This window comes from Mesorhizobium sp. CO1-1-11, assembly GCF_020164995.1.
In the GTDB taxonomy this organism is placed as follows: domain Bacteria; phylum Pseudomonadota; class Alphaproteobacteria; order Rhizobiales; family Rhizobiaceae; genus Mesorhizobium; species Mesorhizobium australicum.
Window position 1 is genome coordinate 1 of record NZ_JAIUHE010000042.1, and the last position, 20,178, is coordinate 20,178.

The 20,178-nt window shown below is 63.4% G+C and carries 23 protein-coding genes and 1 pseudogene; 7 read left to right on the forward strand and 17 right to left on the reverse strand.

Annotated elements, in window-relative coordinates:
* Positions 1–456: 456 nt before the first annotated feature.
* The 6 genes from LB554_RS28835 to LB554_RS28860 all read right to left on the reverse strand — a co-directional run bounded on the left by LB554_RS28835 (position 457) and on the right by LB554_RS28860 (position 5,005).
* Positions 457–1,236: a succinate dehydrogenase iron-sulfur subunit gene (locus LB554_RS28835; RefSeq protein WP_224588199.1), complete on the reverse strand. Its 780-nt coding sequence runs from the start codon at positions 1,234–1,236 to the stop codon at positions 457–459.
* The gene (locus LB554_RS28840) at positions 1,236–1,670 is read right to left on the reverse strand and encodes a DUF3052 domain-containing protein (RefSeq protein ID WP_224588201.1); all 435 of its coding nucleotides are present in this window, start codon (positions 1,668–1,670) and stop codon (positions 1,236–1,238) included. Before LB554_RS28840 ends, LB554_RS28835 begins: the two co-directional genes overlap by 1 nt.
* Positions 1,671–1,672: 2 nt before the next feature.
* A complete protein-coding gene (gene sdhA / locus LB554_RS28845) occupies positions 1,673–3,508 on the reverse strand; it encodes a succinate dehydrogenase flavoprotein subunit (RefSeq protein ID WP_224588203.1) in 1,836 nt (611 codons plus the stop codon).
* Between the two features lie 4 nt (positions 3,509–3,512).
* Positions 3,513–3,908 (reverse strand): succinate dehydrogenase, hydrophobic membrane anchor protein, encoded by a 396-nt coding sequence (gene sdhD, locus LB554_RS28850; RefSeq protein ID WP_015315037.1) that lies wholly within the window; start codon positions 3,906–3,908, stop codon positions 3,513–3,515.
* Positions 3,908–4,324 carry a succinate dehydrogenase, cytochrome b556 subunit gene (sdhC, locus tag LB554_RS28855; RefSeq protein ID WP_140660463.1) on the reverse strand — a complete coding sequence of 139 codons (417 nt, stop codon included), beginning with the start codon at positions 4,322–4,324 and terminating at the stop codon, positions 3,908–3,910. The genes sdhD and sdhC overlap by 1 nt, the downstream gene beginning before the upstream one ends.
* Positions 4,325–4,579: 255 nt before the next feature.
* On the reverse strand, positions 4,580–5,005 hold the full coding sequence (locus tag LB554_RS28860) for a hypothetical protein (protein ID WP_224588206.1): 426 nt from the start codon (positions 5,003–5,005) through the stop codon (positions 4,580–4,582).
* Between the two features lie 241 nt (positions 5,006–5,246).
* Here LB554_RS28860 and LB554_RS28865 point away from each other — a divergent pair, with 241 nt between their 5' ends.
* Positions 5,247–5,654, forward strand: a complete 408-nt coding sequence (locus LB554_RS28865) for a hypothetical protein (RefSeq protein ID WP_224588207.1) — start codon at positions 5,247–5,249, stop codon at positions 5,652–5,654.
* Here the strand turns inward: LB554_RS28865 and LB554_RS28870 are convergent.
* The gene (locus LB554_RS28870; RefSeq protein ID WP_224588208.1) at positions 5,638–6,855 is read right to left on the reverse strand and encodes a sensor domain-containing diguanylate cyclase; all 1,218 of its coding nucleotides are present in this window, start codon (positions 6,853–6,855) and stop codon (positions 5,638–5,640) included. The two genes, LB554_RS28865 and LB554_RS28870, sit on opposite strands and share 17 nt — an antisense overlap.
* A gap of 75 nt (positions 6,856–6,930) precedes the next feature.
* Positions 6,931–8,127, reverse strand: a complete 1,197-nt coding sequence (locus tag LB554_RS28875; RefSeq protein ID WP_224588209.1) for a sensor domain-containing diguanylate cyclase — start codon at positions 8,125–8,127, stop codon at positions 6,931–6,933.
* Between the two features lie 149 nt (positions 8,128–8,276).
* Here LB554_RS28875 and LB554_RS28880 point away from each other — a divergent pair, with 149 nt between their 5' ends.
* Positions 8,277–8,594: a hypothetical protein gene (locus LB554_RS28880; RefSeq protein WP_140660461.1), complete on the forward strand. Its 318-nt coding sequence runs from the start codon at positions 8,277–8,279 to the stop codon at positions 8,592–8,594.
* Between the two features lie 39 nt (positions 8,595–8,633).
* Here LB554_RS28880 and leuC read toward each other — a convergent pair whose 3' ends face one another.
* From leuC to rplS, 7 genes are all read right to left on the reverse strand, one after another.
* Positions 8,634–10,043, reverse strand: coding sequence for a 3-isopropylmalate dehydratase large subunit (gene leuC, locus LB554_RS28885; protein ID WP_224588210.1), 1,410 nt, complete (start codon positions 10,041–10,043; stop codon positions 8,634–8,636).
* 255 nt (positions 10,044–10,298) lie between these two features.
* Positions 10,299–10,934, reverse strand: coding sequence for a class I SAM-dependent DNA methyltransferase (locus LB554_RS28890; protein WP_224588211.1), 636 nt, complete (start codon positions 10,932–10,934; stop codon positions 10,299–10,301).
* Between the two features lie 54 nt (positions 10,935–10,988).
* Positions 10,989–11,798 carry an amino acid ABC transporter permease gene (locus LB554_RS28895; protein ID WP_224588212.1) on the reverse strand — a complete coding sequence of 270 codons (810 nt, stop codon included), beginning with the start codon at positions 11,796–11,798 and terminating at the stop codon, positions 10,989–10,991.
* 87 nt (positions 11,799–11,885) lie between these two features.
* Positions 11,886–12,683 (reverse strand): transporter substrate-binding domain-containing protein, encoded by a 798-nt coding sequence (locus LB554_RS28900; RefSeq protein WP_224588213.1) that lies wholly within the window; start codon positions 12,681–12,683, stop codon positions 11,886–11,888.
* Positions 12,684–12,853: 170 nt separating this feature from the next.
* Positions 12,854–13,354, reverse strand: coding sequence for a MarR family winged helix-turn-helix transcriptional regulator (locus LB554_RS28905; RefSeq protein ID WP_015315025.1), 501 nt, complete (start codon positions 13,352–13,354; stop codon positions 12,854–12,856).
* Positions 13,351–13,764 carry an organic hydroperoxide resistance protein gene (locus LB554_RS28910; RefSeq protein WP_140660458.1) on the reverse strand — a complete coding sequence of 138 codons (414 nt, stop codon included), beginning with the start codon at positions 13,762–13,764 and terminating at the stop codon, positions 13,351–13,353. The genes LB554_RS28905 and LB554_RS28910 overlap by 4 nt, the downstream gene beginning before the upstream one ends.
* Before the next feature lie 158 nt (positions 13,765–13,922).
* Positions 13,923–14,474 (reverse strand): 50S ribosomal protein L19, encoded by a 552-nt coding sequence (gene rplS / locus LB554_RS28915; RefSeq protein WP_013892267.1) that lies wholly within the window; start codon positions 14,472–14,474, stop codon positions 13,923–13,925.
* A gap of 338 nt (positions 14,475–14,812) precedes the next feature.
* Between rplS and LB554_RS28920 the strand changes: the two genes are divergently transcribed.
* Together LB554_RS28920 and LB554_RS28925 are read left to right on the forward strand one after the other, a co-directional pair.
* Complete coding sequence (locus LB554_RS28920) at positions 14,813–15,565, forward strand: sulfite exporter TauE/SafE family protein (protein WP_140618332.1); 753 nt, start codon at positions 14,813–14,815, stop codon at positions 15,563–15,565.
* 32 nt (positions 15,566–15,597) lie between these two features.
* Complete coding sequence (locus LB554_RS28925; RefSeq protein WP_224588214.1) at positions 15,598–15,969, forward strand: hypothetical protein; 372 nt, start codon at positions 15,598–15,600, stop codon at positions 15,967–15,969.
* Between the two features lie 10 nt (positions 15,970–15,979).
* Here the strand turns inward: LB554_RS28925 and trmD are convergent, their stop codons facing one another.
* Both trmD and rimM read right to left on the reverse strand, forming a co-directional pair.
* Complete coding sequence (gene trmD / locus LB554_RS28930) at positions 15,980–16,672, reverse strand: tRNA (guanosine(37)-N1)-methyltransferase TrmD (protein ID WP_140618328.1); 693 nt, start codon at positions 16,670–16,672, stop codon at positions 15,980–15,982.
* Positions 16,669–17,274 carry a ribosome maturation factor RimM gene (rimM, locus tag LB554_RS28935; RefSeq protein WP_224588215.1) on the reverse strand — a complete coding sequence of 202 codons (606 nt, stop codon included), beginning with the start codon at positions 17,272–17,274 and terminating at the stop codon, positions 16,669–16,671. Before rimM ends, trmD begins: the two co-directional genes overlap by 4 nt.
* 115 nt (positions 17,275–17,389) lie before the next feature.
* Here rimM and LB554_RS28940 point away from each other — a divergent pair, with 115 nt between their 5' ends.
* The 3 genes and pseudogenes from LB554_RS28940 to LB554_RS28950 all read left to right on the forward strand — a co-directional run.
* Positions 17,390–18,328, forward strand: a complete 939-nt coding sequence (locus LB554_RS28940; RefSeq protein ID WP_224588216.1) for a tyrosine recombinase XerC — start codon at positions 17,390–17,392, stop codon at positions 18,326–18,328.
* A gap of 349 nt (positions 18,329–18,677) precedes the next feature.
* Positions 18,678–19,745 (forward strand): TraB/GumN family protein, encoded by a 1,068-nt coding sequence (locus LB554_RS28945; protein ID WP_015315019.1) that lies wholly within the window; start codon positions 18,678–18,680, stop codon positions 19,743–19,745.
* A gap of 129 nt (positions 19,746–19,874) precedes the next feature.
* Positions 19,875–20,178, forward strand: a pseudogene (locus LB554_RS28950) (hypothetical protein); the annotation flags it as partial.

The window sequence follows — 20,178 nt, forward strand, 5'->3', positions numbered from 1 at the left end:
TGTCCAAGGAAGTGGCGTGATCGACCACATCTCATCCCGAAGCCGGTAAACCGCGGCTTATGAGTTCACGGCCTAACCAACGGTCCTATTGGCCAGTAACGAACCGCAGGAAATCCACTCATACTCTGTACTCGAGCGACGACTTCCGAAGTATCTATCGAGAATCTCTTAACGCTATACTAAGGTAACGTCACGTCATAGTGTAGAGATGACAGCTGATTAATGAGGTTTCTCTAATGTAAGTCGTCCCGAAAATCACCTCGGTTTTGGGCAAGCAACGTGTATGAAAACAATGATGGGCGCGCCACATATCCAGGCCGTGCCGTGGCGCCTGGTAGCCGCTTCGACGGCGCTGAGGGATCCTTGATCTCAGCGCATTGTTGGTGAGGATGGCCGCCGTGTATTTCAGGCGAGTACCGATTCTCGATCAGCCGGCCGGCTTGTCCTCCGCCGAACCTAAACCCTTCTCTCCACCATCATCTTCTTGATCTCGGCGATCGCCTTCGCGGGATTGAGCCCCTTCGGGCAGGTCTGCGCGCAGTTCATGATGGTGTGGCAGCGATAGAGCCGGAACGGGTCTTCGAGATTGTCGAGCCGTTCCCCCTTGGCCTCGTCGCGGCTGTCGATCAGCCAGCGATAGGCCTGCAGCAGCGTCGCCGGGCCGAGATAGCGGTCGCCGTTCCACCAGTAGCTCGGGCACGAGGTCGAGCAGCAGGCGCACAATATGCACTCGTAAAGCCCGTCGAGCTTTTCGCGGTCCTCGTGGCTCTGCAGCCATTCCTTGGCCGGCGTTGGCGACACCGTCTTCAGCCATGGCTCGATGGAGGCGTGCTGGGCGTAGAAATTGGCAAGATCGGGCACCAGATCCTTGATCACGGGCATATGCGGAAGCGGATAGATCTTGATCGCGCCCGATATGTCGTCGCAGCCCTTGGTGCAGGCGAGCGTGTTCGAGCCGTCGATGTTCATGGCGCAGGAACCGCAAATGCCTTCGCGGCAGGAGCGGCGCAAGGTCAGCGTCGGGTCGATCTTGTTCTTGATCCACAGCAGCGCGTCGAGCACCATCGGCCCGCAATCGTCCATATCGACGAAGTAGGTGTCCATGCGCGGGTTCTCGTCGTCGTCCGGCGACCAGCGATAGATGCGGTATTCCCTGAGATTGGTGGCACCCTCCGGCTTCGGCCAGGTCTTGCCCTGCTGGACCTTCGAGTTCTTTGGGAGCGTGAGTTCGACCATTATCTCAGGTCCTTTCGGATGACGAGCTTCGGCCCGGACCAGATTTCGTTCACGGCGGCGACCTTGACGTCGACAAGGTCGAGCTTGAGCGCTTCAGCACGGACAACGCCCTCGGTGACGTCGGTGGCCACTTTCGAGGCCTTCTTTGGCCAGGAGACCCAGACCATGCCGTCGCGCTTGATCGCCGCCTCGAGTGCGCCGAGGCGATCCTCGATCTCGGCGCGCTGTCTGGTGAAGGCGTGGACAGCGTCGTATTTCAGCACCGCGCCCGAAATGTCGGACCATTCGGCCAGCCGGTCGACCTCGGCGAAATCGACGGCCTCGGCGAGGTCCGTGAGTTCCGGCGGCAGGGCGATGAAGGCGGCAATCATCCCATCCTTCAGGCCGAGCTTAGCCGGAAGGGACGTACCGGAATATCCCGCCGCCGTCGCCATCCTCAGTACACCCTGGCCTTCGGCGCTATCTTGGCCAGACTGATGCCGCCGTCCTTTTCGGCCAAAAGCGGCTCGGTGTGCACCGGCCGATAGGTCAGCGTCACCGCGCCGTCCTCGCTGAGATGGGCGAGCGTATGCTTGCGCCAGTTGGCGTCGTCGCGGGCGGAAAAATCTTCCCGAGCATGCGCGCCTCGGCTCTCCTTGCGCGCCTCGGCGCCGTAGACGGTGGTGATGGCGTTGGCCATCAGGTTTTCCAGTTCCAGAGTCTCGACCAGGTCCGAGTTCCAGATCATCGAGCGGTCGAAGACTTTGACATCCTTGAGCTCGGTCCAGATTTCCGAAATACGCTTGCAGCCGTTTTCGAGCGATTCCTGCGTGCGGAACACGGCGGCATCTTCCTGCATCGCCTTTTGCATCTTTTCACGAAGGACAGCCGTCGGCGTCGAGCCGTTGGCGTGGCGGAGCCGGTCGAAGCGATCCATGATCTTGTCGACCGAAGCCTGGTTGGGCGACGGGATCGCCGCCTTGCGGTCGATGACCTGGCCGGCGCGGATCGCCGCGGCGCGGCCGAACACCACCAGGTCGATCAGCGAGTTCGAGCCAAGCCGGTTGGCGCCGTGCACGGAAGCGCAACCGGCCTCGCCGACCGCCATCAGGCCGGGCGAGACCCGGTCGGGGTTGTCCGCGTTTGGATTGAGCACCTCGCCCCAATAGTTGGTCGGCACGCCGCCCATATTGTAGTGCACCGTCGGCAGCACCGGGATCGGCTCCTTGGTCAGGTCGACGCCGACGAAGATTTTCGCCGACTCCGAAATGCCTGGAAGCCTTTCGTGCAAGACCGCCGGATCGAGATGATCGAGGTGCAGGAAGATGTGGTCCTTGGCCTTGCCGACGCCGCGGCCTTCGCGAATTTCCAGCGTCATGCAGCGCGAGACGACATCGCGCGAGGCGAGGTCCTTGGCCGACGGTGCGTAGCGCTCCATGAAGCGTTCGCCCTCGGAGTTGACGAGATAGCCGCCCTCGCCGCGCGCGCCCTCGGTAATCAGGCAGCCGGCGCCATAGATACCGGTCGGGTGAAACTGCACGAACTCCATGTCCTGCAACGGGAACCCCGCCCGCGCCGCCATGCCGCCACCGTCGCCGGTGCAGGTGTGCGCCGAGGTCGCCGAAAAATAGGCGCGCCCATAGCCGCCGGTCGCCAGCACCACCATCTTGGCCGAGAAGCGGTGGATGGTGCCGTCGTCCAGATTCCACGCCACGACGCCGGTGCAGGTGCCGTCCGGTTCCATGATCAGATCGAGCGCGAAATACTCGATGAAGAACTGCGCGTTGTTCTTCAGCGACTGGCCGTAGAGCGTGTGCAGGATGGCATGGCCGGTGCGGTCGGCGGCCGCACAGGTGCGCTGCACCGGCGGCCCGTCGCCATAGTTCATCATGTGGCCGCCGAACGGCCGCTGGTAGATCTTGCCCTCTTCGGTGCGCGAGAACGGCACGCCGTAATGTTCGAGTTCGTAAACGGCCGCCGGGGCTTCGCGCACCAGATATTCCATGGCGTCGACATCGCCCAGCCAGTCCGAGCCCTTGACGGTGTCGTACATGTGCCACTGCCAGGAATCCGGGCCCATGTTGGACAGCGACGCGGCGATGCCGCCTTGCGCGGCAACCGTGTGCGAGCGGGTCGGGAACACCTTGGTGATGCAGGCGGTGCGCAGGCCCTGTTCGGCCATGCCAAGCGTGGCGCGCAGCCCGGCGCCGCCGGCGCCGACGACGACCACGTCGAACTTGTGATCGACAAAGGTGTAGCCTGCCGCGTTGGCTGATTTCGTGTCCTGGGCCAAGACTTCAGCCTCCGAATGCCAGTTTCAGCAGGGCGAAGAGCGAAGCGACGCCGACTGCTATGGTGAAGAATGTGTTGAGGGCGATCAGCGTCAGCTTCATGCCTTCGCCATGCACATAGTCCTCGATGATCACCTGCATGCCGATACGCATATGATAGAGCGGCGAGATGAGCACCAGGGCCATCACCAGTGCTACGAACGGGTTGGCGAGCGCTGCCCGCACCTGTGCATAGCCGGCGCCGTTGAGCGCGATCAGGAACCCGGTGAAAAACAGGATCAGCGGGATGTTGGCGATCGCCGTCAATCGCTGGCGCCAGAAATGCCCGGTGCCTTCGCGGGCAGAGCCCAGGCCGCGCACCCTGGCCAGCGGGGTGCGCATGTCGGTGTTCTTCGCACTCATCACAAAGCTCCCCGCGCTATGGTGCCGGCGACCCAGATCAGCAGCGTGAGCAGAACCGAGCCGGCAAGCGTCGCCCAGGCGATCTTCGAGGCCGTGTGTTTTTCAAGCCCGGCGCCGGTGTCCCAGATCAGATGGCGGACACCGCCCAGCATGTGATGCATCAGCGCCCAGCTATAGCCGAACAGGATCAGCCGCCCGATCCAGGTGCCGAAGGCCCAGTTCACCCAATCGAAAGCCGGCTGCGAGGATGCCGCCGCCATCAGCCAGACGGCAACCAGCAGCGTGCCGAAGTAAAGCGCGCCCCCGGTGATGCGATGGATGATCGACATCGTCATGGTGATCGGCGGCCGGTACACGCTCAGGTGCGGCGAAAGCGGCCTTTCGCGTCTGGCTTGGGTGGCTGGTGATTTGCTCATGGCTGCCCCAGTTCGGCGTCTGCCGCCTCAGGTGGAAATGCGGCATTGCCGCTTCCGGTTGCGACTTCGGACAGCCGGTTTCTAATGCTCTTTTTGCACCGCGTCAAAGCCAGAAAACCGTTTCGAAAACGTAATTTAGTCTGACTAAAAGCCGGATGCGGCTTCAATCGATTAGCGGGCGAACGGCCGAAGCCGGCTTGATATCGCTGCAGTGCAGCATGTCTCGCCAGGGGCGCGGCCGTGTCGAGATTTGGCTCACCGGGTGCAGGTCTGCGGCGTCGATCCCTTCTTCATCACCAGCGCCTCGCGTCCGTCGATCACGATTGCGTCATGCGTGACCGCCTGGTAGCGGCTGCTCTGGTTTGCCGGTGACGCCGCGAACTCCTCGGTGGCGCCTTCCTGGCCGACCACGCGCAGCGACGTGCCGAGATTCTGAATGGTGATCATGCCGCCATTGCCGCATCTGTAGGTGGCCGTGCCCGTGGTGAAGCGTGGGGCGGTGAGGTCGGTGGTGATCTTGGTCGCCAGTCGCGCGGACTGTTGCTGGACGGGAGCAGCAGGCGCCACCACGGGTGTTGCTGTGTTGGCGGCCTTGGGCGCGCCGTCCTCCGGCACACAGGCGCCGGCCGCGAGAAGCAGCGGAATAGCGAACGACATCCGAAGCGTTCGGTCAAACATCATGTGCTGCCCCCTCATGGCCGGGCACGCTAGCCACGCGGCGCGCCAAGATCAAGTTCACCCCGGATTAGACCGGCCATGTCGATCCATTGGGGACATCGGCGGCGACCGCGAAATTAACCATCTTCATTAAGAAACGGCCGTCGGGCCGCTCCTCCCCTTAACAAAGGTTAAGAAAGGGTTAATTTCCGATTCGGACCAGATCGGGGCGCGATCTCTCTCGCGCCGACAAAGGGAGAGCGACATGCGTTCTAGATCAGTGCGGGCTAAATCAGTGGGTTCTAAATCAACGCGGGCCAAATCAGTGCGGACAAGCCTCGCGGCCCTCACGCTGGCAGCGCTTGCCGTCACGGTGGCCGCGCCGGCCGAGGCCGGCTTGCGCCATCATGACCGCGTCTACGCCGATTCGTTCGGCAATCTCGTCATCGACAGCGCAGCCGGCTACAAGCGCATCATCGTCGGCGAAGGCAAGCTGGCCAGGCAATTGTCCGACTACACCAGCGCCGGCCAGCCCAAGGTGATCTACCAGAACGAATCCGACGACATATCGGGCGAAGGCGACTGCTATCGCCCGCCGGTGTTCGTCAAGGGCCGCTCCTATATGTACGGCCTGTCCGACGGCGAAATGCCGGAGCTCAGCCCCTGCCGTTGATGCGGGCCTTGCCGATTTTGAACACGGCCAGCCCATCGGCCGGCCCGGTGGAGACACGCACGCAGTCGCGCCCGGCATTCTTTGCCAGGTAGAGCGCTTCATCCGCGCGCCGCATCAGGTCGGAAAACCCCTCGCTCACGTGGAGCTCGGCAATGCCGAAGCTCGACGTGCAGCGGCTGTCGGCCGGCAACCCGCTGATGGGCAATGCGCCGAACGCGTGGCGGGTGCCTTCCGCGAACAGCCGGGCGGCTGCAAGGTTGGCGCCTGTCAGGATAACGGCGAACTCCTCGCCACCGATGCGGCCAACCACGTGATGGCCCTCGGCCGCTTCTCGCAGCAGGCCGGCAAAGGCCTCGATCACCCGGTCGCCGGAGGCATGGCCGAAGCTGTCGTTGACGGACTTGAAATGATCGAGATCGGCAATGACCATCGCCACCGGCACGCCCAGGCGCGTGGCGTCGTGTACGGCCAGCTCCGCATGACGCGTGAAGCCGCCACGGTTGAGCAGGCCCGACAGCGTGTCCACCTCCGACTTCGACGTCACTTCGGCAAGCACATCGCGAACGAGAATGCCCAGCGTCAGCAGCGCCAGTGCCAGGGCAAAGACAGTGCCCAGCGACTGCGACACCAGCGCGTAGCTGCTTTGCAGATAGGCCTGCGGATTGGCGCCCCAGCCGCCGAGCGCATGCGCGATGAACGGCTTTGAGGCAAACTGCAGGCCGCTGGCCGCCAGCACCGCCATCAGGATCAGATCGAGGCGACCGCGGCTTTGCCTAGACGCCCAGACGATGCCAAGGCCAACGAACTGCATGGCGGCGTAGGGAAGCTGGTAGGCCATGATGCGGGTGAGCGACTGGCGCGGCAGATCCTGCACGAAATAGACCGCGATGGTGGTTGCGGCCAGGAAGAACAGCATCGGCGTCCATGGCGGCGCCACGCCATATTTGCGGGCAAGTCCGCCGTTGAAGGCAATGGTGGCGCCGAGGAAAACGGCAAAGGCGGTAACCACAGGAAGCCGTGCATCGTTGAAGGCCGGAATGCTGAATTCGATCGCCGAATAGACCACGCCCAGGACATAAGCTGACGCCATCCAGCGCGCCGGCGCGCGGCCGGCATCATGGAACGAGACAGCCATGAAGGATACCGCCAGCAGGCCGGCAACCGCCAGATTGATCAACAGGATGAAGTTGGCGCCGCTCATCTATCCTCAAACCCCCTCCGACAGCTAAACATCGACGGGCGAAAAAGACGTTAACGCGAAGCCCGGACGCGGCGGTCAGCTGGCCCTGAGCGGCTCAGGCACGAACACCGTCTCCGGTCGCTCGTAGGAGAGGCGCACGCTGTCGCGACCGTTTTTCTTGGCCTTGTAAAGCGCCTCGTCGGCCCGTCGCATCAACGGTTCCAGCGTCTCCTCGCCGCTGCGGGCCGCCACGCCGAAGCTGGCGGTGACCTTGGTGCCGGCGGGAAGCCCGTCGACGCCGCCAGCCGAATAGAGTGTGCGCACCGCCTCGGCGAACAGCCGCGCCGCGGCGAGATCGGTCAGCGGCAAAAGCACGGCGAATTCCTCGCCGCCGATACGCCCCGCGGCACCTCGTGCTCCCGTGGCCGAGCGCAGCTTCCCGGCGAAATCCGCGATCACGCGGTCGCCGGCGGCATGCCCGTGCATATCGTTGAGCGCCTTGAAATGGTCGAGGTCCGCCAGCACCAGCGCCACCGGGAATTTGGCCACGGCGCAACGCTGCAGCAGCATGGCGGCGCGCTCCTCGAAACCCCGGCGGTTGAGCAGCCCCGAAAGCGGATCGGTGTGGGTTTCCGTCTTCAGCGCCTTCATCACGTCGAGCGCGGCGGCGGTGAAGAGGCAAAGCGCGATCAGCAGCGACAGCAGCGCGTGCGACAGCAGCGCCGTCGTCCAGTAGGACGAGCCGTAGAAGCCGTCATAACCGGCGAAGGGCCCGTGCGCGATGACGACCGCCAGGGTGCGCACGAAGAAATTGACGCTGGACAGCAGCGACAGCACGAACAGGATCTTTTCTGTCGGGCCGTTGTTGCGCACCGGGCGCAGTTCGGCGGCGACGAGCAGGCTGACGCCGCCGAAACCGAAATTCATCGCCAGGATGCGCCAGGTGAGATCCGGGGTGACGAACAGGAACCACGCGAATGCCGCAAGGCCGCCGCCCGCCAGCACGGCGATCCCGACGCCGGGCACCTTCCTGCCGTAGCGGGCGATGATGGCGCCGGACAGGCAGCAGGCGGCGATGGTGAAGCAGATGTTCGACACCAGCTTGGTCAGCGTCACACCGATGGGCAAGGTGAAATATTGGAACAGGAAGCCGGGCGCCGAGACGCAGTAGCTGAGCGCCAGCACCGCCAGATAGGGGCGATGGCGCTGATGGAACCACAGCATGAGGAAGGCCGCGCCGAGCGCCAATGCGATCGTCGGGTTGAGCAACGCTATGAACAGGCCGGTGTCCAAAGGACTGTGACTTCCCCTCTGCTGACGTCACGGAAGACCTTAGAGGGCAAGCCCAAACAAGCCGTTAAGCCTGGGCTGTCGGCGCCGTATGTTTGCGGGAACCCGGTGCTGTCGGAAGCGTTCCTGAACTCACAATCCAGGAGCAGGCCATGGCCGACACGATCACATTGACCGACCACGATGCAATCCGTTCATGGGCTGCCGGGCGTGCCGGCTTTCCCGCGATCGTCGACATATCGCCAGAGGCTGGGACGCAGCCCATGCTTAGGCTGGTCTTCGGCCAGCACGCCTATCAGGATCAGGACCAGCCGGAACGGCCCGTCAACGCTGGCGGTTATGAGCTTGTCGAATGGGACGAGTGGTTCAAGCTCTTCGACGAAGAGCAGCTGGCGCTCGTGGTCGCGGTGGACGAACCTGGGCGCCGCGAGGAATTCCACGAACTCATCCGGCGCGACAGGAAGGCCTGACCCGAGCCCCGCAAAGGCTCGGGTCAACTCCAGCCTGGCTTATTTCCAGTCGCGAATGTCGACGAAGTGGCCGGCAATCGCCGCCGCCGCCGCCATGGCCGGCGACACCAGATGGGTGCGGCCCTTGAAGCCCTGGCGGCCCTCGAAATTGCGGTTCGAGGTCGAGGCGCAGCGCTCATGCGGCTTCAGCCGGTCGTCGTTCATGGCCAGGCACATCGAACAGCCCGGCTCGCGCCAGTCGAACCCGGCGGCGCGGAAGATCTTGTCCAGCCCCTCGGCTTCGGCCTGCTCCTTGACCAGCCCGGAGCCCGGCACGATCATGGCGTCGACATGCGGGCTGACTGTCTTGCCTTCGACCACCTTGGCGACGGCGCGCAGATCCTCGATGCGGCCGTTGGTGCAGGAGCCGATGAAGACGCGGTCGAGCGTGATGTCGGTGATCTTCGTCCCCGGCGTCAGGCCCATATAGTCGAGCGCGCGCAGCTTGGAGGTGCGCTTGTTCTCGTCGATGATGTCTTCCGGGTTCGGCACGATGCCTTGCACGGAGACGACATCCTCGGGCGAGGAGCCCCAGGAGACGATCGGCGGCAGCTTGGCCGCGTCGAGCACGATCACCTTGTCGAAATGCGCGCCTTCGTCGGTCTGCAGCGTCTTCCAGTATTCGAGGGCCGCGTCCCAGGCAGCGCCCTTCGGCGCGCGCGGCTTGTCCTTGACATAGGCGAAGGTGGTCTCGTCGGCCGCGATCAGGCCGGCGCGCGCGCCGCCCTCGATCGACATGTTGCAGATTGTCATGCGGCCTTCCATCGACAGCGCACGGATCGCCTCGCCGGCATATTCGATGACATAGCCGGTGCCGCCGGCGGTGCCGATCTCGCCGATGATGGCAAGGATGATGTCCTTGGCGGTGACGCCTTCCGGCAGCTGGCCGTCGACGCGCACCAGCATGTTCTTGGCCTTGCGCTGGATCAGCGTCTGCGTCGCCAGCACGTGCTCGACCTCGGACGTGCCGATGCCATGCGCCAGCGCGCCGAAGGCACCGTGCGTCGAAGTGTGGCTGTCGCCGCAGACGATGGTCATGCCGGGCAGCGTAAAGCCCTGCTCGGGGCCGATGATGTGGACGATGCCCTGGCGGATATCGTTCTCCGAATAATATTCGACGCCGAAATCCCTGGCGTTCTTGGCCAGCGCTTCGACCTGGATGCGGCTTTCCTCGTTCTTGATGCCGAACTTGCGCTCGGGCGAGGTCGAGACATTGTGGTCGACCACGGCCAGCGTCTTTTCCGGGTGACGGACTTTCCGGCCGCTCATGCGCAGGCCTTCGAAGGCCTGTGGGCTGGTCACCTCATGGACGAGGTGGCGGTCGATGTAGAGCAGGCAGGTGCCGTCGTCCTGGCGGTCGACGACATGGTCGTCGAAAATCTTGTCGTAGAGGGTGCGCGGTGCGCTCATGTGCGTAAATCCGTCGATATGAGAATGGGAAAGAGCTGATGCCGCAAGCCCGCGGCCGGCCGGCAGGGATCAGCGAAGTCGGCTGGTCAGGGCGCCGGACACGCGCGCGGAAAAGCGCGACGGCAGGCGTTTTCTGTCCTGCAGCACGAACCCCTTGTAGGCCGGATCGCTGAAAAGCTTTTCCATGGCGGGCTAGATAGCAATGTTTTGGCTTTTCGGCAATTGCGGCATGTCGCCAGCACTTCTTCCCTCGGCTTACATCACCTCAAAGACAAAAGTCTTCACCAGCGCGTCGGGCTCGGCGATGGCGTAACAGCGAAACCACGGGCTTGCCTCAACCGCCCGCCATTTCGCTGCCTGTTCCAACTCATCGAACACAGCCTGAAAACCGCCACTCTCAAACACCTGGTCGCGCACCGTGAAGATGGCGTGGCCGCCCTTTTTTGTGATGCGCACCAGTTCGTGCAGGCCGGTGGCCGGCGCGTGGCTGATGGTGAACACACCGGTGGAGAAGAAGGCGCGGAAATACCCGTCCGGCCATGGCAGCGGCCCGCCCAGCATTGCCTGCTTCAGCTCGCTGTAGGCACTGCGGCTGCCGGCGATCTTGAGCATGTCGTCCGACAGGTCGAGTCCGGCAATGTCGCTGTAGCCGAGCGCCTTCAGCGACGGTCCCGACAGGCCCGTGCCGCAGCCGGCGTCGAGCAGCGGCCCTTCTCCCGCAGGCACGTGGCGGGTAACCCAGGCGGTGATCAGGAACGGCAGGAGATACCCGAGCGAGGCGGTTTCGCCATCATAGGTCGCGGCCCATGCGGCATAGGCCCGCGCCAGCGTTTCGGGCGTATCGGCCGTGTAGACCGAATCCAGCGCCGCATTGGCCTTGTCGATGTTCACTGGCAGCTCCTCCTCCGGCAAGCAGCCGAGCGTAACGCTGTCCCGGCCCAAAAACTATTCCGCGTGCTGGCGGCGCAGCCGCCGCTCCAGCGCCCTGAGCGCCAGCGACAGGCCGACGGTGAGGATGAGATAGATATAGGCTGTTATCGAATAGGTCTCGAAGAAGCGGAACGAGCCGGCGGCATACACTTTGCCCATCTGCGTGATGTCGGCCACGCCGAGCACCGAGACCAGCGAGGAATCCTTGACCAGGGCGACGAAATCATTGCCGAGCGGCGGCAGGATGGTGCGGATCGCCTGTGGGAACACGACCAGCCGGAAGCGCTGCGCACGGCTCAGCCCCAAGGCCTTCGCTGCCTCGATCTGTCCTTTCTCGACCGACTGGATGCCGGCGCGAAAAACCTCGGAGATAAAGGCCGAATAGCCGATGGTCAGCGCCATGATGGCACGCCACAGCAACGACACGTCACGCACCAGCAATTCGCCGAGGACGCCGGCATTCTGCAATGGCGCGGTCAGCCCGTTCCAGGCCGCGACGAAGGCCGGCGCGCCGGCAAAGGCTATCCAGAACAGCAGCACCAGGATCGGCACGCCGCGAATGATCTCGACATAGAAGCGCGCGATCTGCCGCAGCCAGGCCGAACCCGACAGTCCCATCAAAGCGATGCCGAGGCCGATCACCGACGCCAGGACAAAGGCGATCACGGTGACGAAGATGGTGATGCCGATGCCCTTGGCGACAGTGGCGAAGACCTGCGCATAGAGATCGCTGGCGGCGATGGCGAGGGCGGCCGCCAGCGCAAGGACACCGGCAACGGCGAGCCACCAGGGGAAGTCGGGTTTGGAAATGGTGGGGGCTGCCATTAGCAGAGGTCGGCGACGCAAGAACTGCGAGAGGGACGCGCCAACGCAAATCCCTGCCCATCAGACCACGCCCTCAACAAGATTGGCTCACTGCCCCATCTTGTAATCAAGGAACCACTTCTTGTTCAGCGCATCGAAGGTGCCATCCGCCTTCAGCGCTGCGATCGCCGCGTTGACCGGCTTCACGAGGTCGGAGCCCTTGGGGAAGATGAAGCCGAAATCCTCGGTGCCGAGCGGGCCGCCGATCAGCTTCAGCTTGCCCTCCGAAGCATCGACATAACCCTTGCCGGCGGTGCCGTCGGTCAGCACGACATCGACGTCGCCGGACTTCAGTGCCTGGACGGTGGCGCCAAACGTCTCGAACAGTTTGATGCGCGGGTTTTGCTCATTGCCGTCGAGCACACTGTAGACGGCGGTGTAGAAGGGCGTGGTGCCTGCCTGTGCGCCAATCAGTCCGTCCTTGAAGGCGCCGAAGGTCTTGGCGTCGGTGAAGCGGCGTTCATCGCCGCGCACCAGCATGAACTGTTCCGAGCGCATATAGGGGTCGGAGAAATCCACCTTCTGCTTGCGGTCGTCCTTGATGGTGATGCCGGTCATGCCGATGTTGTACTGGTTGTCGGAAACCGCCTGGATCATCGCATCCCAGGAGGTGTTCTGGTACTCGACCTTGAAATTGAGCCGCTTGGCGATCTCGTTCATCGCGTCATATTCCCAGCCGATCTGTTTTCCCGTCTTGGCGTCGATGAACTGCAGCGGCGGATAGGCGTTCTCGGTCACCACCACCACTTGTCTGCCGCCGAGATCGGGCAGCGCCTGCGCGAAGGCGGCAACGGGCGCCAGGACCAGGGCCAACAGGCCGGCCAACAGCAATTTCGATTTGGTCATGACACACTCCCCGAAATGATTGGCCGCGCGATGCATGCGCGGCAGAGAAATCCGGCGCCGACTTTAGCTTTCCGCAAGCGCCTTGCAAGACGGGTCCAGCGCGACCTTGCGCGTTGACGTGGATTCCAGTGCTTCCGGGAGGCGGTTTTTGAGGACGATCCTTGCCGCGATCAATCTTGCTCGGTCGCGGCTTCGCGCAATCCCGCGACAAGGCGGGTGAGCGTGCCGTGAAGGGTTTTGAGCTCAGCCCGCTCCAGCGGCATGCCGCAATCGAGCGCCGCCTGCACATCCTTCATGTTCGCGCGCAGCGCCTGGCCCTTGGCCGTCGGCTCGACCAGCACCCGGCGCTCGTCGTCGGCATCGCGCCGGCGGGTGACGAGGCCGCCCGCTTCCATTCGCTTGAGCAGCGGGGTCAGCGTCGCTGAATCCAGGCCGAGCGCTTCGCCAAGGTCGCCGACCGTGCTCGGCGCGCGTTCCCACAGCGCCAGCATCACCAGATATTGCGGATAGGTCAGGCCGAGCGGATCGAGCAACGGCCGGTAAAGCTTGGTCATCAATCCGCTCGCCGAATAGAGCGCGAAACAGAGCTGTTGATCGAGCCGTGGCACCGGGTGCGCCCGGGCGGCCTCCGCCGGGGCTTCTCTGGCTTTCGTTTCGACTTTTGTCGTCATGCCACCTTTACCGAAAGCGCCACCTCGACATTGCCCCTGATGGCATTCGAATAGGGGCAAATCTGATGCGCCGCCGATACAAGCGCTTCAGCCGCCGCCTGATCAAGGCCTTTCGTCTCCGCTGCCAACGCGACGCCGAGCTTGAAGCCTTCGCCATTGGGGAGCAGGCTGACGGTGGCCGCTACCGCTGCATCCTCGAGCGGCAGCTTCTGCTTGCGCGCCACGAAGCGGATCGCGCTTTCGAAGCAGGCGGCATAGCCGATGGCGAAAAGCTGTTCGGGATTGGTCGCGCCACCTGGTCCGCCGAGCTCCTTGGGCATTGCCAGATCGACCTTGAGCAGGCCATCGCTGGTTTCGCCATGGCCGGCGCGACCGCCCGTCACGTGGGCCTGTGTGGTGTAGAGTGCCATCTTCCATTCTCCAATTAGATTGTGCACGATTAGTTAGTACACAATATGATTGGGCGTCAATTGCCGACCCCGATCTCCGAGGCTGAACCCGTTCACAGTTCGGTGAAACGAAAAAAAGGCGGCCGAAGCCGCCTTTTTCAAATTCCTTCGTCAAACTCTTATTCGGCCGGGGTCGCTTCGGCGGCAGCCTTGGCTGCTGCTTCAGCCTCGGCGGCTGCCTTCTTCTCGGCGGCTTCCTTGGCGGCCGTCTCGGCGGCCAGCGCCTGGGCGGCTGCGACCTTCTCGGCCTCGATGCGCGCCTTCTCGGCGTTCAGCGCGTCGCGCTCCTCATCATTGAGCTTGCGGGCGCGCACGCCGGTGTTTTCCGAAATACGGGCCGACTTGCCGCGACGATCGCGCAGGTAATAGAGCTTGGCGCGACGTACCTTGCCGCGGCGCACGATCTCGACGCCTTCGACCATCGGCGAGTAGACGGGGAACACGCGCTCGACGCCTTCGCCGTAGGAGATCTTGCGGACGGTGAAATTTTCCTGGAAGCCGGAACCGGCGCGGGCGATGACGACGCCCTCGTAAGCCTGGACGCGGGTGCGGGTGCCTTCGGTCACGCGGACCTGGACGCGCACGGTGTCGCCGGGCTGGAATTCGGGAAGCTTGCGCTTGGCTTCGATCTTGGCGGCCTGTTCGGCCTCGAGCTGACGGATGAGATCCATCTAAAAATCCACTTCTTGTTCTTCCGACAGTCAGAGCGCCCTACGCTCGCCTTGCAGTTCCATTGACCGCTCGGCTATGTCCTTTGTCTCCAAGACATTTGTCTCCCAGACATCGGGCAGGGGCGACTACACCGTCATTGTTGACGGGTCCGGCAGATTTGTTCTTGCCGGTACGGGCGGGCACATACAGCTATTTCGGCGCTTTGTCACGCCTTGCCCATGCATTTTTTGCCGGCATGGCTCCCGGCATGGCACCATCTTAATCCTGCCGTGCCGGGTTGCGTCTGTCCACCAAGCTTCCTAAGCCAGAATAGCACACTTCTTCACGGCGGCCATCCATGTCTGTTTTCGACGCCATCCTGCTCTTCCTGGCGGGCTTTCTGTCAGGCGCAGCCAACGCGGTTGCCGGCGGCGGCACCTTCATCACCTTCGGCGCCATGACACTGGTCGGCGTCCCCCCGATCGTGGCCAACGCCACCTCCTCGGTGACGCAGTTCCCCGGCTACATCACCTCGACCCTCGCTTACTGGGCCGACATCAGGCACTTCTGGCGCGGCGCGCTGCTGCTCTGCCTGATCTCGGCCGTCGGCGCGCTAGCCGGCGCCCTGATCCTGCTGGCGCTCGACAATCCGTCCTTTCGCGTCCTGGTGCCGTGGCTGCTTTTGGGCGCGACGGCACTGTTTGCCGCCGGGCCCTGGCTGAAGCCGGCGCCGAAACCCGGACACGAAGCGGCTGTCGGCTCACTCGCCGGCTCCCTGGCGCAATTCGTCACCGCCATCTATGGCGGCTTCTTCGGCGCCGGCATGGGCGTGATGATGCTGGCCACCCTCGGCCTGACTCAAGCCGGCGACTACCACCGCCTGAACGCGCTGAAGAACATGCTGGCCGTGGTCATCGCGGCTGTCGCCATCGTCGTCTTCGTCTCGGGCGGCGTCGTCGCCTGGCCGGAGGCGATCGTCATGATCCCAGGCGGGGCGCTCGGCGGCTATGCCGGTGTCTGGATCGCCAAGCGCGTACCGCAGAACGTGGTGCGCGGCTTCGTCATCGCCGTCGGCCTGTTTCTGGCCTTCTACTATTTCACCAAGGGCTGAGAGTCTGACTCAGAAATAGATAGGGTATCGTAATGGCGACGGAGAAAATCGAAAAACCAGAGAATTTCATAAATTCTTTTTCATTCCACGATGTTAATTTAGATCGGATAAATATCGATTTTGATATTCAAACCGCAGAGCTGGTTACTCCAGATATGAATTGGAATTACGAAGGAAGATACGGATATGTGAAGCGACCTTGCAGATTGATATTTGGATGCGTGACTGGATATTTAATTAATGTTACTGACTTGGAAGGAATGAGAATAGATTCCATGTCAGCGAATATTAAAGAAGGATATATTTTGGCAAATATCAAGCTTAATCTTGGAAGAGGCGACTTTGGTTCGGAGTTGGATCACATAAGTTTTAAGTTTAAAACTCTTGAAGTGGTCGACATGTGACGGTGCACCATTATGTCTGAGAGGCGGCAAGTAAGTCCGGCCGCCGCTCCCGCGTGAGCTTCTCGGCTTCCGCGCGGCGCCAGGCGGCGATCTTCTTGTGATTGCCGGAGATCAGCACTTCCGGAATCTCCCGGCCCTCGAATTCCTGCGGTCGCGTGTAGTGCGGATGTTCGAGCAGGCCGTTTTCGAAACTCTCTTCTTCCCCGGAGACCGCATTGCCCATCACCCCGGGCAACAGCCGCACCACGGCGTCGAGCAGCACTAGGGCCGCCGGCTCGCCGCCGGACAGGATGAAATCGCCGATCGAGACTTCCTCCAGTCCCCGTGCATCGATCACCCGCTGGTCGACGCCTTCGAAGCGGCCGCACAGGATGACGGCACCCGGCCCGGCGGCGAGTTCGCGCACGCGAGCCTGCGTCAGCGGTTTGCCGCGCGGGCTCATCAGCAGGCGCGGACGCAAATCGCCCTCCGGCGAGGCATGGTCGATCGCCTTCGCCAGGACATCGGCGCGCATCACCATGCCGGCGCCGCCGCCGGCCGGCGTGTCGTCGACGGTGCGATGCCGGTCGGTGGCGAAGTCGCGGATATGAATCGCATCCAGCGACCATGTGCCCGCCTCCAGCGCCCGCCCGGCCAGCGACAGGCCAAGCGGGCCCGGAAACATCTCGGGATAGAGCGTCAGCACCGACGCGGCAAAACTCACCGGTTGCCCCCGGCGCCGCGCGGTCCGCGCGGCCGGCCCTTCGGGTCGAAATCCTCCTCGCGCGGCGCGTCCGCGTCCGCGTCCTCGTCCTCGACCAGTCCAGCCGCCACCGGATCGACGCGGACAAAGCCCTCGGCGATCGACACGGCAGGCACGGCGGCCTGCGTGAACGGGATCAGCACGCCCTTGCGTCCGGCGAGCGTCACATCGAGGATGTCGCCGCCGCCGAAATTGTGCACCGCGACGACCTTGCCGATAGCGGCGCCGGTATCATCCCGGATTTCCAGCCCGATCAGGTCGGCATGGTAGAATTCGTCCTCCTCGCCATCATCGGGCAGCATCGAACGGTCGACGAACAGCTCCGTGCCGGCGAGCGCCTCGGCCGCATTGCGGTCGCTGACACCCTTGAAGCGCACCACGACAACGGTGTTGGCAGGCCTTATGTCGGTTATCTGAAAGGCTCGTCCATCCCTGGCGTAGAGCGGCCCATAATCCGCCAGCGCCATTGGCTCGCCGGTGAAGGTTTTTACCCTGAGTTCGCCCTTGATGCCGTGCGCGGCGCCGATTACGGCCATCTGGACGGGGTTCTGCGGCTTGCTCATGGGCGAAAATCCTTTGTCCCTGCTCTAGCGCTGCCTCGCCATCATTTCAACAACGGGCTCTTCACCGCTTCCTAACCCGGCTGCCGGAAAATGACGGCGAACCGGAACAGACCCGATGCAGGAATTCCTCATACCGGCAAAAGCCGATCTCCAGGCCGCGCGCGAAAGCTGGCTGAAGATGCTCGCGCGTGAACGTCGCCTGTCACCCGAGACAGTGGAAGCCTATGAGCGCGATTCGCGCCAGTTCCTGCACTTCCTCACCGGCCATCTCGGCGGACCGCCCGGCATTTCCGATATCGCCGACCTGCGCCCGGCCGATTTGCGCGGCTTCCTCGCCGCCCGCCGCAATGCCGGCGCCGGCGCCCGCACGCTTGGCCGTGGCCTGGCCGGCATCCGCTCGCTGCTGCGGTTCCTCGAGCGGCGCGGCCTCGCCAATGCGGCAGGTGCCGCGGCCTTGCGCGCGCCGCGACAACCCAAATCCCTGCCCAAACCTTTGACGGCGAGCGATGCCAAATATGTCGTATCGGTGGAAGGCCAACTGGCGGAAGAACCCTGGATCGCCGCCCGCAACGCCGCCGTGCTGACGCTGCTTTACGGCTCGGGCCTGCGCATTTCGGAAGCGCTTGGCCTCAATGCCGCTGATCTGGCGTCGGAAGCCGACACCGTGCTGCGCGTCACCGGCAAGGGCGGCAAGACACGGCTGGTACCGGTGTTGCCGGTGGCGCTCAGGGCGATCGCCGAATACCGCCGGCTGTGCCCCTATCACCTCGATCCGAAGGGTCTGCTGTTTCGCGGCGCGCGCGGTGGCCCGCTCAACCCGGCCATTATCCAGCGTGACATGGCGAAGCTGCGTTCGGCGCTCAACCTGCCGGACACGGCGACTCCACATGCCTTGCGCCATTCCTTCGCCACCCATCTGCTCGGCCGAGGCGGCGATCTGCGCACCATCCAGGAACTCCTGGGCCACGCCAGCCTGTCGACGACGCAGATTTACACCGGCGTCGACACCGCAAGGCTGCTGGAAATCTACGAATCGGCCCATCCCAGGGCATGAACGTCGGTAAAGCCATGCAGTATCGGTGGCCCATTATAAACATTCGCGATTGGCCGAAGCCTTCCCAACTTCGTCATCCTAGGGCGAAGCAGGAGCGAAGCTCCGTCGCGGAGACCCTGGGATCCATGCCGTGACATCAGCCGTGGAATGCAGCGGAGCTGAATTCTGCACCGTGGGCGGTGCTCTGAAGTCGCGGCATGGATCCCTTGGGCTGCGGAGCAGCTCCAGGGGTCTGCGCCGCGTCGCTATGCTCCTTGCTCCGCCCGTGGATGACGAAGAATGGGCGGTTAGGACAATTTCATAACCCCGATTAACGGTTTTGCCGCTTTTCAGTCCTAGGAATGGGACCATGAAACGTGTCATTGCCATCGCCGACCGTGCGGCTTCCGTCTCGCTGAAACTGCTTGTCGCGCTCAACGTGCTGTTTTTCCTGTCCTTCCTTGCTGTCCTGCTGTTCGCCGCCGGCAGGGCGCACGCGGAAATCCCGACCTGTACCGGCGCCGACATGCTGTCGGCCTTGCAGAAGAACAATCCCGCCACCTACGGCAAAATCGAGGCCGAGGCGGCTGCCACGCTGAACGGCAAGGGACTGCTGTGGAAGCTGGAAAAACCGGGCGAACAGCCATCCTACCTGTTCGGCACCATGCACATGACCGATCCGCGCGTCACCACGCTGCCGGCCTATGCGCAGAAGGCCTTCGATGCTGCCGGCACCCTCATCATCGAGACCACCGACGTGCTCGACAAGCAGAAGATGATGGCGGCGATGCTGAAGGAGCCGGACCTGATGATGTTCACCGACTCCACGACGCTTTCGTCACTGCTGTCGCCGGACGAAGCGGCGGCCATGAACGCCGCGCTCGATGCGCGCGGCATCCCGCCGGCGACGGTCGCAAAAATGAAGCCGTGGATGCTGTCGGCCATGATGGCGCTTCCGGCTTGCGAACTCGCCCGCCAGTCCGGCGGCGCGCCGGTGCTCGACGTCAAGCTGGCCGAGAGCGCCAAGGCGGCCGGCAAGCCGGTGGAAGGATTGGAAACGGCCGAGAGCCAGCTGCGCGCCATGGCCTCGCTGCCGCTCGCGTTTCACATGAAAGGTCTGGTCGACACGCTGAAGCTGGGCGACAAGGTCAACGATATCAACGAAACCATGATCGTGCTTTACCAGCGTGGCGACACCGGGATGTTCTGGCCGCTGTTCCGCGCCGCCATGCCCGAGGAGCAGGACGACCCCGCGGGCTACGCCGCCTTCGAGGAAACCATGATCACCAGCCGCAACAAGGTAATGGTCGATCATGCCGGGCCGATCCTGGCCAAGGGCAACGCCTTCATGGCGGTCGGCGCGCTGCACCTTCCCGGTCCAGAGGGACTGGTCGAGGATTTCCGCAAAGCCGGCTATACTGTCACCGCCGTCAATTGAGTCGGATGGCAGCGGAGGCACGCAAACGCCGCGTTTACGGCGTTTTCCTCCGCTAGCGTGAAACCCATTCAACGGTTGCGCGTTGATGGATGTTGATTGACCTTTTTCATTTTCCCGGAGGACACATTTATGGCGAACACACCAAACCCAAACGACCCGTACAATTCGACCACCAATGCCCCTCGGCCGAGCGGCGGTGGCGGCAGCCCTTGGTTGATTGCACTGGTCGTCGTTATCCTGGCGATTGTCGCGTATTATGTTTTCGGAAGAAGTGGTGGCGAGCACCCGGCACCCGCCGAGCCGCCAGCGGCCAGCACACCGGCTCCGGCGCCCGCACCGGCTGAACCGATGAAGCCCGCCGAACCGGCCAAGCCAGCCGAACCTGCTCCTGCCCCCGCCCCGGCACCAGCGCCAGCGCCGGCTCCCGCACCAG

Excerpts from the sequence above, each read along its gene's own strand:
- LB554_RS28835 (WP_224588199.1), bottom strand. The coding sequence starts at position 1,236 with ATGGTCGAACTCACGCTCCCAAAGAACTCGAAGGTCCAGCAGGGCAAG.
- LB554_RS28840 (WP_224588201.1), bottom strand. The coding sequence starts at position 1,670 with ATGGCGACGGCGGCGGGATATTCCGGTACGTCCCTTCCGGCTAAGCTC.
- sdhD (WP_015315037.1), bottom strand. The coding sequence starts at position 3,908 with ATGAGTGCGAAGAACACCGACATGCGCACCCCGCTGGCCAGGGTGCGC.
- sdhC (WP_140660463.1), bottom strand. The coding sequence starts at position 4,324 with ATGAGCAAATCACCAGCCACCCAAGCCAGACGCGAAAGGCCGCTTTCG.
- LB554_RS28860 (WP_224588206.1), bottom strand. The coding sequence starts at position 5,005 with ATGATGTTTGACCGAACGCTTCGGATGTCGTTCGCTATTCCGCTGCTT.
- LB554_RS28865 (WP_224588207.1), top strand. The coding sequence starts at position 5,247 with ATGCGTTCTAGATCAGTGCGGGCTAAATCAGTGGGTTCTAAATCAACG.
- LB554_RS28870 (WP_224588208.1), bottom strand. The coding sequence starts at position 6,855 with ATGAGCGGCGCCAACTTCATCCTGTTGATCAATCTGGCGGTTGCCGGC.
- LB554_RS28880 (WP_140660461.1), top strand. The coding sequence starts at position 8,277 with ATGGCCGACACGATCACATTGACCGACCACGATGCAATCCGTTCATGG.
- leuC (WP_224588210.1), bottom strand. The coding sequence starts at position 10,043 with ATGAGCGCACCGCGCACCCTCTACGACAAGATTTTCGACGACCATGTC.
- LB554_RS28895 (WP_224588212.1), bottom strand. The coding sequence starts at position 11,798 with ATGGCAGCCCCCACCATTTCCAAACCCGACTTCCCCTGGTGGCTCGCC.
- LB554_RS28900 (WP_224588213.1), bottom strand. The coding sequence starts at position 12,683 with ATGACCAAATCGAAATTGCTGTTGGCCGGCCTGTTGGCCCTGGTCCTG.
- LB554_RS28905 (WP_015315025.1), bottom strand. The coding sequence starts at position 13,354 with ATGACGACAAAAGTCGAAACGAAAGCCAGAGAAGCCCCGGCGGAGGCC.
- LB554_RS28910 (WP_140660458.1), bottom strand. The coding sequence starts at position 13,764 with ATGGCACTCTACACCACACAGGCCCACGTGACGGGCGGTCGCGCCGGC.
- rplS (WP_013892267.1), bottom strand. The coding sequence starts at position 14,474 with ATGGATCTCATCCGTCAGCTCGAGGCCGAACAGGCCGCCAAGATCGAA.
- LB554_RS28920 (WP_140618332.1), top strand. The coding sequence starts at position 14,813 with ATGTCTGTTTTCGACGCCATCCTGCTCTTCCTGGCGGGCTTTCTGTCA.
- LB554_RS28925 (WP_224588214.1), top strand. The coding sequence starts at position 15,598 with ATGGCGACGGAGAAAATCGAAAAACCAGAGAATTTCATAAATTCTTTT.
- rimM (WP_224588215.1), bottom strand. The coding sequence starts at position 17,274 with ATGAGCAAGCCGCAGAACCCCGTCCAGATGGCCGTAATCGGCGCCGCG.
- LB554_RS28940 (WP_224588216.1), top strand. The coding sequence starts at position 17,390 with ATGCAGGAATTCCTCATACCGGCAAAAGCCGATCTCCAGGCCGCGCGC.
- LB554_RS28945 (WP_015315019.1), top strand. The coding sequence starts at position 18,678 with ATGAAACGTGTCATTGCCATCGCCGACCGTGCGGCTTCCGTCTCGCTG.